Annotated in this window: 2 protein-coding genes and 1 other RNA gene; 2 read left to right on the forward strand and 1 reads right to left on the reverse strand. The window is 21.6% G+C overall.

Translation table 11 applies throughout. From position 1 onward, the window contains the following. The first annotated feature begins 5,804 nt into the window (after positions 1-5,804). Positions 5,805-6,180, forward strand: an RNA gene (rnpB, locus tag GFV14_RS03520) — RNase P RNA component class A. Positions 6,181-8,773: 2,593 nt separating this feature from the next. Here rnpB and GFV14_RS03525 read toward each other — a convergent pair. Further along, entirely contained in the window at positions 8,774-9,442 is a 669-nt protein-coding gene (locus tag GFV14_RS03525; RefSeq protein WP_457914282.1) for a DedA family protein, read from the reverse strand. Positions 9,443-13,633: 4,191 nt separating this feature from the next. On the opposite strand from GFV14_RS03525, the gene folA reads away from it, so the two are divergent. Next, positions 13,634-14,137, forward strand: coding sequence for a type 3 dihydrofolate reductase (gene folA / locus GFV14_RS03530; RefSeq protein ID WP_457914283.1), 504 nt, complete (start codon positions 13,634-13,636; stop codon positions 14,135-14,137). Positions 14,138-14,826: the final 689 nt, after the last annotated feature.

The raw sequence follows: 14,826 nt of genomic DNA on the forward strand, positions 1-14,826 counted from the left end.
ATATAAATAAATATTTTATTCTATTTAAAAAATCGATATAGAAAATATTTAATATTGAAGTTATTATAACTAATAATAAAAATAAAAATATTAAACTGTTTGAATAATACATTAAAATACAAGATCACATAATGAAATTGTTTAGATATTCTTTACGCGCAATCAATGAAAGTTTTTACTATCCTTTTTCAAAAAAAATTTTAATTTACACTATCCATAGTTTATGGAAGTTTACATGAAAATATACATATCGTAGAGAGAAAACTTACAAAATACTTTAGTGAGAATAATCTATTTCATCTAAATTCTTACACAGGATCATCTTGTATTCTTAATGCTTTACACGCAAGTACATAGGCTGTCAATAAATGAACCGTAAAATACAATAATTATTTCAGAATAATAAACTATTCATAACCACAGGTCTTGATTTTATTAAAGAGATACCGTGCATATCAACTAAACATATGAGTAATATTTCGATAAGTCATATTAGAGAATACTGATAAAAATTTTAAATTTCTCGTATTATAGTATAAATATGTATATTAATAGCGATTGGCTATATATTATTAAATTCTTTATCATTTATATTATGATAAGTACATGTAGTATTTTTAACTAAATTAACTATTTTATTAAATAAAGTTTTAAAAAGATTTTTTCAAAACATTACATATTGTATTTTTTTTAAAAAAGTAATTTTATCGTTCTTTTTTGCTCTTAAAAAATAAATTAATTTAGATATTCTGATTAGATTTGTATCGTGTGTTTCAATCTTATAGAATTTTGTCTATTGTCGTATTAATTCTAATATTTATCATATAAATCATTAAAATATAACGTTTTGATTTTTTCTACTTTCGTTGAGAGTGGATAGCTTAATAATGAATTTTAACTTATTTATCATGTAGATAAATACTTAGTATATGAGTATATTTCGGCACTGTTGTGAAGAAGTTAATTATTAATTTACAATTATATCGTATAATAAATCAATTATTATACAAAATATTGGTTCAAAAGATTACTTATTAAATATAATTATGGAAGTGCACAATTGATATATGATAAATACTACAATCTTTGTACCATGCTTGTAAATATTATATGTTGTGCTTCTTGATGTTATGTTTTGTGATCTATTTTTGTGATAATAATTTATTCTATAAATATTTATTCACTTAATATGTTCATATATTTATTTCTTTAGATTTTTATAATTACTTATGATGCATTATCTAATTATGATCAGCGCTAGATTACTGAGAGGAGAGAATATTACCAGTTTAATTAGTTTTCAGATAAATAGCGCCAAGATTTTACGTAGTTTCTATAGTGTTGTAACATGACGTTCTTCTAATCAATCTGTTAAATATTATTTGAGATAGATCTGAAAAACTATCATCATCTCAAGCAATTATTATTTTAAAATATTGCTAATATATACCTTATTATATCATCTCACTAAATTTTATCGACTATGTTATAGTATGTGAATTAAAAAGAAGTGTCTATACTAATTTTGTATATTGATAATTATAGTGTTAAGAAATAAATCTATAACATATTAAAAATTTTAATCATTGACTTTGATTAGAAAAAGTTTTGCATAAATCATATAATAATCTTTGCATAACAACGTTCAGATAAAATATAAAAATAGAGATAACATACTCTCATTGTTTAATTAACAGTACAAGACCTGAAATATTTTTCAGCTAAACACATTAGAAATCACAAAGTGTCTTTAGTTATCAAAATATTTTTATGTAGTGTCAATTGCATATTAGCACGTGCATAATGATTTATATACAGCAACTTGATAACATTTTAATGAATATTAAAACAATTAAGCTACACATTGTAAAAAATTAATATTGAAAGTTCTAAAATATATTAACTAAAACACAGTATATCTCTAACAAAGTTCTTATTCATTTTCCTAAATACTATTAGGTTGTTTAATTTCGCTTATTTTGGTATTTCACTCCACAATAACTTATGATGATAAATCTGTATTATGTTCATAAGATAGTTAACTTGCTAAGAATTTAGAATTGTATTTTATATTTAACATAATCAAAAATAATTTCCTTATTATTATTTTATACATACAAACTTAGTACTATTTTATCTAACAACTAAATAAGATATAGATTAAAAAATATTATATTTTATATAGATCACTATTATATTATACATTCTCTCTTTTTCAGAAAGATAATAAAAAGATTTAAAATGATGCAAAAACATTACTACAAATACATAGAATATCAATACTGATAATATGAAGTATTTGAGAATGTCTTTAATATTTTTTTACTCAACAAAAAGATAATGAATATTATACTAATATAGCGTTATAGTTGCGATTTTAAAATTCTTTACAAGTCTTCTATATTTACAACAATCTTTCTTCCTATTCATGTACTTTATATAAAGTATAGTACATATTATTTCACAATAACTATATCCAATACGAATTCTATACTATAGAGAATATTTTACTCATTTAAATGTTATACACTAAAACCTACTTCAACTCTTTTACAAAAGTCATGACTATTCACATATAATATTATAATAACAAGATAATAGCAAAGTAAATATGTGAATTAATAAATATTTCAATAATTAAAAAGTTGTTTCTAACAACAAATATTCAATCATCAAGAATTTGATTTATATAATATTTTTATACAAAATGAAATACCTAAAAAAAATCAATATTACTCTATTATAGAGTGAAAATAACTGAACTAAAATAGAATTTACAGTGATATATTATTTTAAAATTCAAAAGATAACAACTATTATAAATCCACCTAAGTATACTGCAATTAAAATTATAATAAATAACTCATAAGCTATTGATCAGAAAAATCTTAAATACTCGAATGACTTTTATTATCATAAAAAATGAATTTCAGATTAGAAAGATGGCTCCTAACAAATTCTATTATAACAACAAAAAAGATTGCTAAGATTAAAAACACGTCATCATAGATACAATTCAAATTTAATCTGTATAATAATAATAATAAATAATTATATAAATAAAAATATATTTTAATCAAGATTAAAAATTATATAAATACCTAAATATGTTAATACTGTATTAAAAGTTAGCGTGTGTCATATATTAATTTTCAAGTCTTAAGAAAATTGAATAAATTTATATTCTATATATCATTATTCTTCACAACATTAAGTTATATAATATACATACATCTTTCGAAAAACAGTGCTACATATAGAAAATGATAAACGTTATTTAAATACCAGTATTATATCTATCAACATAGATTGAATCATGTTATTATTACTTAAAATAACATACTGAAACTCTGTATTTTTTTCTTAACATAATACTTACTAAATTAACTTAATTGAAAATCTAATGGTTTAGTTAATACTGTATACGCATTCTTATATAATACGAAGATTATTTGTGTGTTTTCTTGGTCATCAATTGAGCTTCTTTATTTTGAATAAATTTTAAAAGTACATGTTACGACTATCATATTACCGTAAAATCAACATTAAGTTAATGATCATCTACCTTATCATAATTCATGATGATATCATTATAATAATTACTTTAAAATTCATTAATATCATGGCTGACCTCAAAATTTTTATAACCGTAAACAAAACATCATGTACACTTTAAAATGATCACTAAAATACACTGAACATATAAGATGTATTTTTTAAAGCTTGATCTATTCTGCTTAACACTTGTCCCGTAATTATTGATCTACATAGAAAATAATTTACACAATTAAGAATATTTTATTTTGCTATTGTATATATCGATTTAGTAGTATTCCTCTGCTAAGTTTTATATTAAAAACACTTTAATGAATATTAATTTTAATTGATAAATAGTGAATCAGTGAATGCACGTATTGTCTATAAATGAACCTAAAAAGATACATAGGCATTTAAAATAATAGAGTGTTGTGTTTGTTAATTTCAGTATAGTGATAATATCTTATAAAAATTAATCTATTAAAATCAAGAAAAGCATATTTGTTCTCATGATGATATAAAATACTATTGTTTTTATAATATTTAGTTACATAATCTTTTCTAATTAATTCAATATAATGAATAATAGAAACAATCATAGTACAGTATATTCAATATATACCATTAAAATTTACTTTCAATACCTTACAATAAGATTTTTCAGTTGACCTTCTTCTCTGAGTAAGAATTTAAATAATATGTCTTATTTTTTAAAATAATTTAAAATATTGTCAAAATTTTTTGTTTTTTGATCAAAATAATTCAATTGATTATAATTAACTTTTTACTAAAAGTAGATATTGATTTTTAGCTTTATTATCCGAATAAAATGATAATAGTATAATTTTTAATTATAATTACTATGATAATAATAAATAAGCATTTATCATTATCATAGTAATTAATTTAATTCTATTCTAATATATCACTAACATAATTTTCAAAAAATTTAAGCTATGAAATCCTATTCTTTTTTAAATTGAATAATAATCAAACTAAATACAGTATGTATTAAAAAAGGATCGTCTTCCTATTATCAAGCGACAAAAAAGACAATCTATGCTCAACTATGAGATATACTAACAGCTATATGTAATACAATAGATGAATGATCATCAATAAAGTTGCACTTATCATTATAATTAAATACATGATACATCATCACCAATAATGGGTGCATCATGTCACAAAGCATGATGCTAGTCTTCTGGTTATTAAAGACAGCATCCATACACGTTTAGATAAATATTAAAGATAATAAACAAAAGAAATAAGTGAGCATATACAAAATAACTATCTTTTAAAGCAAAACACAAGCGCTTGATTTAGAATGAAAGTTAATAATTTTATCTCATTAAAAATAAAGAATTACTAACTAACATATAATTATAAAACTAAACAATAATTAACATACATTCACTTTTATTTTATATTATGATATACAATCAGTATGAATATTATTATTCAGTATTATTATACTAACAAATAAAAACATATACCTAACATTTTATATTATATCATCATGATAACTAGTGTAAATATACTGACATTTTTAAGTAACAGCTTGTTCACTACACATTACTTAACATTAATTCAGTAATCTTGCTCTATTATAACTATCGCACGATTTCATAATATAAAGAATCATAAGAAAGCATCTTCTACTTACAACTTCTTTTCAGATATACAGTAATACAAAAACTTATATACATGAATTTTTATGAATATATGCATGTTGTTTTCTAAAAAAATAAAAATTAAATTTATTAAAAGATTTCTTCACTAATGTAGTTAACTCTTTTTTTTATAAAAAAATGTTAAAATAATAACGTACGAATCATATTATAAATTAATTATCAATATTCATAAGACCTATCTTAATAAAGATTAAATACTTCTTAATATAAACCTGAGCATTGTTTTATAATAACAAAATTTACTTTTGAGAAGTACTTATGACAATTAATGAAATTTCACCTTAAAAATAGATGATATAAACATAAACTTAAATAGAAAAGTATAAATCATAATACTAGAACTATCTTTCAAATTACTTTATTGTTTATTAAAAATAAAATCCTTTTATTGCATGCTGATATGTACTGATTTTATTAATTTTTTAGTTAAAAATTAATAAAATCATTCAGATAATAATGTTTCATATTTCACATAACTTATTATGTATTACAATGGTACATAATTTATTTATAATATATTTGATTTATAACCCTATACAACATTCAGCACATTCTTTATAATTACCAACGGAAGTTAGCTAGACAACCGCTGCTTTTATTATATTCATACTAAAATCATGTAAGGAGAGGAAAGTCCGGGCTCCATAGGGCAAGGGGGCCAGATAACATCTGGGAGGCGAAAGTCTACGACGAGTGCAACAGAAAGTAAACCGCCAATGACTTATGTTACAAGCACAGGCAAGGGTGAAAAGGTGCGGTAAGAGCGCACCGCACGACTGGCAACAGTTCGCGGCACGGTAAACTTCACCCCGGAGCAAGACCAAATAGAAGTTCATATAATGTGGCCCGCATTGAACTCGGGTAGGTTGCTAAAGCCAGTGCGCAAGTACTGGTGTAGATGAATGGTTGTCCACGACAGAACCCGGCTTATCGGCTAACTGCTGAAGTAAAATTCCCTATTGTATTTAAATGCAATAGGGAATTTGATTATTCATTAGCTTATATGTATAATTAGATACAAAATAAAAAATAAAATTTGACTCTTATCTAACATTATTCAGTAATCTAATCAAACCTTCATCAAAGATGAATTTATACCTTATTTTAAGTTAGAAAATTCTGTAAATCATTATGTAATATTCATGTTATTTATTCGCTGTATGGATAACAAAACTTATCGTATAGATCTATATTATACAATACGAGTATTCTAAATTTAATTAAGAAATTATTTATTATTACAGTATCTCATACCAAAAGTGAACATAAAAAGTTCAGGAGTATCATTTATTGATACTCAATCAAGTAATTTCTTATACATATACAACTCATTTATAGATTGATTCCTCCAGAAGTACACAATTTTATATAACATTAAAAAGAAATTTTATAATAATAAGTATTGTTTTACTTTCTTAATATCGATTTATCTAGATAATAAATCAATAGTTTAAATTTAATTTTTTATTAGTATAATCAATCTAAGATATTCAAATCTCAGTTTTCTTGATTAATATTTTAGTGTTTTCTAATATAAATTAGTTTATGTATACGACGAACCCTTCCTTATCCTTGAACCTCATTCATAGGTGAATACATTATCGACTGATATACTTTTAATATTTTACTTCACATAATAAATATTCAGATCTCACAATCTTCATATCGATGACCAGTAAATAAATAAACATAATAATCATATGAAAACTAATAAATTCAACAACTTAAATTTATTATATTGAGTTGTTAATTATCAATTATAAATAATGAAGAACATTGCTATGGTATAATCACATATAAAACGTATTATATACTACTTGATTCTATAAATTAAACATTTCAATTCAGTTTTATAAATTTTAATGCTTACTTTTACTAAAACATTATTTTATTTTCTCTGCGACAACTTTAAAATTATTCTTCGTCTTCTGACATGCGTTAATAAATATACCACACAAAAAAGTTTGATATGTCTAAACTCCGTAATATAAATTTGTTTATAAAGAGATGCTGTATTCTAATATTTTTTTATTCTTAAAACATGATAATATATCTACTTGATATTTAATTGGGTTGATTAATTTTTTTAAATTTTTCTAATTATATTAATTCAATTCACAATCTAAAATACATATTTACAATGAAATAAATTAAAATATATATTTAAACTAAAAATTTAAAAAACTTTTAGTAAAATGTATGGCATTTATTTTTTTTGAAATTGAACATTTGTATAAACTTTTTTTATTTTATTTTATGAAGGTGCTTTTAAAGTATTTTATTTTCTGAAAAATGCTTAAATTAACTGATATTCAATAAAAAATATAAGAACTAATATTGATTATTGTCGATGTAATCATTTCTTTGTAAGAAAAAATAAAAATATTAATTTAATAAATTATTGTCTTGAAAGGATTATATCTAATATTACTTTTAATTATTTGATGTTGTAAAAAATCTATTAGATTATCCTTATGATTAATATCATTAACGATAATATAATAGAAAAATCCTTCAAAGAAAAGCATGAATTCGTCTCTAACAATTATATTTTAACTTATTGAAACTTAAAAAGTTTTTTTATATTGAACATTGAGTCGTAATCATAGAAAATACAACCAAAATTGTATAATATCAATAATAGTATATCAGAAAATAATATATTTCTACTAAAAATATATTTTTAATAAATTTAAAATAATCAGTAAAAATATAAATAACTATACAAATAGTAATATAAAAATAAAATTAATAATCAAAAGTGTATTAATATAACACCTCATTTCTCTAATTTTCAATTTATCTACTAAAAAACCAATAAAAAACTACATAAATATTTTAGAGTATGAATGAATATGCAATAATTTAACAATATAACATAAGATTTTGTTTCATAAAAAACTAGATTATAAAAAAACTAGATTCTCTATTTACAATATTTCAATATCATTAAAATTTTACGTTAGACATCTATTACTAACTATAAGATCATTACATAAAAATCATTATCAATAAGATTTATTAGCACTACGTAAAAAGATACTAACATCTAATGTTTTATTAAATACATAATACTACGAATCCAGTAATAACATTCTTGCACAGAGTTTATCACTAATTAAATACATGAAATTTCTTATAAATTTATATATTAACACAATAAAATTTTACCTATATTATATTTTTAAAATCTTTATTTATAATTTTAACGATTATCAGATTAGTTTTAATAAAAATAATGTGAATATTGCAATTAAGATTGAAAAGTATTATAAAACACATGTTAACATACCGACTTCAATAAATTTTCATGTATTTTTCACATAGTAAAATACTAATATATAATATATCATTACTAAAAATCACTAAGAATAGTTGTCGATTAAAATGATTTTTAAGATATACAAAATATATGTAATATCTTAATATGCATTAAGTACTAGTAATTTTCAACTGATCTTATTACATCAGCTCTTTATTATTAAAAGAAAATATATAAAATTTTAATACAGATACTAAAAAACTTTTCAAAAATTTAATTAATGGTTTTTTTTATGTGAAATTTTTTCCTTAATTACAACAACAACACTACCTACAAGGCTAATAACAATTAATCCTGCAGGAATTAGCATTAACACATTCATGATTCGATGCTCGTATTGTTGAAATATAAGACTTTTGCTAAATCCATAACCAATAGCAGTAAGAATTAGAACCCAAATTAGACCACTTAACCAATTGAATAGCTGAAAACGACTATTTGTTAATCCAGATAATCCTGCAATAATTGGAAGTAATGTTCTAATAAAAGCCAAAAATCGACCTATTAATAATGCAGAAAGTCCATGACGTTGAAACAAGCTCTGTGCGCGCTGGTAATAATGATCAGGTAAACAGGAGAGCCAACTTTTAACAAGCTTAGTGTTTCCGAGCCAACGACCTTGTATATAACTAATCCAGCAACCTAAGCTAGCTCCAGTTGTCAAAATAATAATAGTGATTGGGTAACTCAGCGTTCCTTTTTCAATAAGAACACCGACAAGAATTAATAAACTGTCACCAGGTAAAAATGAAGCAGGTAGAACTCCATTCTCAAGAAACAAAATCGAAAATAACATAAAGTAAATAGCCCACACTAATGACTGGTTCGACAATGTTATGTAATCTTGAGACCAAAGAGCAAAAAACAGTTCTTTAACTAATTCCATTAATGCTTCCTAAACGGCAATAATAACAATAATTTTATTGTTTGCAGGGGATAAAATGGATTCAATGAATATTAAATAAAAATAATTTATTTATATTATATATATTTATACTATAAATATTTTAATAAAATAAAAATAACTCAACAAAATTCTTACATTATTTTTATAATTCATTTCAGTTTGATGAAAATTTTTTGTATCTAAATTATTATCTAATAAATCACAAAAAACTTTCTATATTATATGATCCTAATAAATTTTATCTAACTCAAAAGACATTCATTTTATTGCTATTTTAAAAGAATTTTCCTTTTAACTCATATAGAAAAATGAAAGTATTTTTTTAAAAACCAATTATGATTATTAGAATACATAAATCATACCTAATAACTAAGAAGCAACATTTTCTAACTAAGAGCTACTAATCTTTTTAATAACACCTTTTAAAAAAAATTTTACATGAGTTATAATTTAAAATTTTAGACAGTCTTCTTATTTTTAAAGAATTATAATAGTATTTTAGCTAATTGCAACACTGAGTTTATAAATAATCTACACATTGTCTTTCTTAAAATTATTATCCAATAATAATATAAGATATTGATAACAATTTTATTTAATTAATATTTAATTACTATTTATTTTATCAATTACAAAAAATTGATGAAAATGAAAAATAAATAAAACGATATATATAATAATATAATATTTTCAGATATTTAATAGATCTCCAAATTAGATTAGAGATCTATTTTTAAAGTATTCATATTGTTCACTAACTTTATGAACCGATATGAATGCTTTTATGTAAAATATAAATAATTAATGCCCAGTTGACTCACTCAATACTTAGTAACACAATAAAAGTATTATAGTTATGATATCTCTCTATCTTTATTATTATGATCAATAGATCATAATAATCTTGGATACTAAAATGCTTTTTTGATTCATAATCTTATTTAATGCTTACTAAATTACATAAAAATTTACGTACCTACTAAAAGATATACTACAAAAAAAGATTTTTTAAATATTGCAGAGTTTTGTAAGTTGTACCTATATTTTAAAATTTGTGAATTAATAATGATTTTTAATACTGTGTATAAAAATTTAGCTTTCTTTTTAGTCATTTTCTTTGTTCTCTCAAGCTTCAATAATTGTTATATTACGCCTTATCTTAAAAATTTTTATTGAAATTATGATAGCAGTAACGATTTATACAGATATATAGCAGTACATAAAATATCTTATGTATTTTACTTTTCTAGCAGTTATATTTTCGGATCATGAGACATTGTCGTTTAACATATTAAAATATAAAACATCTAATATTAGCACTACAAACTTTTTACTTCTAAGTAGAATGTATATAATTATAATCTTAACAAAATATTGTACATACTTTCTTAATCACTCCAGAAAGACAAATTAATTTAATTAAATATTTTTATTCCGAAAGATTCGGATATCATACAAAAGACAGTCTTTTACATATAGTTGAAATATAATTTTCAAATTACCTAGTGCAATGTTAGTGAATTTAATATCATTATATATTTTGATATTAAACATCTTTCAAAACGATCATATTCTTATTGCTTTATGATTCGTTGGAAACATACTACAAGAATAGTAAAGATAAGATACTAATCACATAGAAAATTATTAAAAACTATAAAATTATAATTAACCATTGCAATATTAAAATAAATTAGAAATTATTCTAGTTTTTAACTAATGTAGAGTAAATAATGTTGTCTTTCGTGATATCGTTTCTAGTTAATGCTACGCCAACCATGTTTAATTTAATGATTAATCTTATTTAAATTATAATAATTGTGAATGTAAATATATAATTTTAAAAATCTATACATTTAACATATATTTTTAATGCTTAAAATAATTTAAGTTAATAACAGTTATTCTATATACACAATAATATTTTACTGAGAATTAAAAATATCTTGATAACGTTTCAGTGATTAGTTCGAATATTCTTAATGTAAAGAGCCACTCAGTGAAGTATGGAGTATTTTTTTGAAATTGCCTTTATCATAAAATATAATTTTTTAAAAAACTAATAACCTCTAGCTCGACTGTCTTAAACTAAAAAGTTGAGTAAAGCACATTGACTCATTACAAACAAAGTATTTATTGTTAAAAAATACTAAATCTATCAGATATGATAATAACGTATATTGATTAAAAACATTATAAATTTTTAAAAATTACAATATTAGGTAATTAAATTCTGATCCGTAATATTGATTTACTAATTATTATTTCATAATATTCCTTGTCAAATTATTAATAAAATAATAATATATTTTATGATTATATTGAATAATAAAAATACGTAATTTAAAATTTATCTTAAAATAGTAATCGTAGAATAAAATAATTATATTTAAACATCAGATATAATAATATTAAAAAATAAATAATAACTTTAGCTGAAAACTGCATCTAAGAAAAGTAAAAAGCTTTATTCAATAACATACAGATCTAAAACTTCTAACTAAAAACAGTCAAAGTCTAAAACTCTTTTTCACACTCTTCAATGTACAAGTAAATTCACATTCAAATATAAATTATTTTATAACTTGTAAGTTAAAGACAACCATATAAATGTAAGAGAAATGTTATAAGACGTTAAATAATTTCTTTAAGAAATATAATATGTCACAAGTATGCGAAATATATTTATCATTACCATAAAATATGGAGGTATCAAAAAACCTCATAGTGCCTGTAATATCAATGTTTGATCCCTGCAATCTACTGTACCTACCATTTTCTGTTCAGAGATGCTTATCAAAAAACTGTAAAGATATAATTACTCTATTATTAAGTAATTACGTAACATTATAAAATGTTAAACTAAGCTAGAGAATACAGCAGTTAATTAATAAAACTAGGTCAAATGAAGATTGTTGTAAAAAAACATAAAATAGAATTTATTATCAATAACTATTATTTACACATAAAAAAATACAATGTATTAGCTAAATAAACTTAGTAAAATAATAACAATCAATTTTATACGTCATGATATTATGGAAAATAAATTTATATTTTATCATATCATAATTTTAGATTACAGAATAAGAAACGTAGTTAGTTATAGATATTATTTTTTTACAACAGTTAAATCTATTACAATAAGTTACTATGTGGAAAGAATGTTTATCATTTAATTATATGCACATCAAAAACTTTTCTAATTTTCACAAACTAAAAATCTCACCCTTTACTTGATGACTTTTGAGAAATATATAATCTAAATATATTTAGTAATTATTAAGACAACGTTTATTTCATATTCAATAAAACTGTTAATATTTACTTAACTAATAAGAAAAATTAATGACATACTTTAATGATATCTGGCTGAATATCAATAACAATTTTACATAATAAATATTATCATTTATAATAAAAGTTATTTTTTATTTCCAGTAAAAATACACTTCTAACTGCAATATTTATAGTTTAATAGTTAATCGTCTTTAAAAATAATATTTACTGTTCATATTAATAATTTTATTAATTTATTAATAGATTACAGGAATTAGGAATGAACAATCTAAATAATTTGCTAAGATAACATATAAAATGAAATCGAGTGAAGTGAAACTATAAAAATATTCGGTAATTACTAACTAAAAATAACTTTATATGTAGATAAAAATTATTGTGAACAGTGAATAAAAGTATAGGTCAGTAATCTACAATTAGCATACAAGAATTAAATTATAATCATGTGTTAAAAATGTATTAATATTATTGCAATAAGTAAATAAATTAAATAAAAGAATGAAACTGTTATGTTTTATCTGTATATTAAATAATTTAAAGTGCACTTTTATTTCTTAAAAAGAAAATAATTCTATCTAAATTTATATTCATAAACATTATTTACAACATTTTAATAAACTAAAATAAGATATTTTATCATACACACCTATAATCTAATAGTAATTACATTTTCATTTATTTATCATCTTTTTATGAGAATGACAGTTATATGGTGATTATTCTATACTCAAAATCTTTTATAAGATTCAATTAAATAACTACATTTTTAAGTATAAACCAATTATTATTTTTTAATAAATTTAAAGTAATTAAAAATGTTTTTATTTATAATGAGTGTACTATTTTATATTTAACATATTTGGTAATCTAATGAATATTAGTTTAATAGCAGCAATGACAGCTGATCAGGTTATTGGTATAAACAAAACAATACCCTGGAATTTACCTAGAGATCTTGCATGGTTCAAACATAATACATTAAATAAACCAATTATCATGGGGCGATTAACTTACGAGTCAATAGGTTACCCTCTTCCATCGCGGGTTAACATTGTTTTAAGCAATAAAACAAGTTCTGATAAAAATGTGATTTGGACTGCTTCGATTGCAGAATCTTTAGTAAAAGCAAATAATACACAAGCAAGAAAAAATAAGAAAGAAATTATTGTTATTGGTGGTGAAAAAATCTATCAGCAATTTTTGCCTTTAGCAAATAAACTTTATTTAACACATATCAATGCTAAAATAATGGGAAATATTTATTTCCCAATCTATAACACTAATGAATGGGAATGTATTTTTAACGAATATCATAAAAAAGATAAACATCACTTTTATAGTTATTCTTTTAAAATATTAACTAAAAAAACTTAATAATCTATTTATATTTATATTATTTTTAGTATTATGGTGTCTATAATAACATTTCAACCTTTTTAAATTGAATCATTGTTGATAAATTTTATCGAAATAAAATTTATAACATTAAAAATAAAAAGATATTGTAACAAATTATATTTTACAACTTAGCGACTACAATTTTCAAACTTAAGGAAATTAATTTTATGAAAGATATTTTGATTAAAATATAATTACAATATTTATCAGTAAGACGGAATTATTTAATAATGCTTTAATAAAGATAGCATATTTCAAGATTGTCAACTTTTACCAGTATAATCAAAACCCGCTTTACTGAAAAACATAAACAAATCCTTGTAACAACATTTATGTTAGTATAAGTTTAAATACTAAAAAGATTATTACAATTTTAAATTAAAAAATCGTTAATAATCAAATATTTAATTTAGTAAAACAACAAAAGACGCAGGTAAAATTTTCAAAATTATATCATATATATGAATGTAGACACTTAAAGGGTTATTCATGTAATTATAGTGATAAAAATAATATCAAGAAAATATTAAGAATAAAAATTCTTTAATAGTTAATGGATGTTATCTTATACAAAAATGTAACAACACAGTAAAAGTATTAAAATACCAGCCTATATTTATTAGCACATTAAAACTATTTTCATAAAAAATTCTAAACAGTTTTTT

Origin of the sequence: Candidatus Hartigia pinicola, assembly GCA_020541205.1 — a bacterium.
In the GTDB taxonomy this organism is placed as follows: Bacteria; Pseudomonadota; Gammaproteobacteria; order Enterobacterales; family Enterobacteriaceae; genus Hartigia; species Hartigia pinicola.

Excerpts from the sequence above, each read along its gene's own strand:
- GFV14_RS03525 (WP_457914282.1), bottom strand. The coding sequence starts at position 9,442 with ATGGAATTAGTTAAAGAACTGTTTTTTGCTCTTTGGTCTCAAGATTAC.
- folA (WP_457914283.1), top strand. The coding sequence starts at position 13,634 with ATGAATATTAGTTTAATAGCAGCAATGACAGCTGATCAGGTTATTGGT.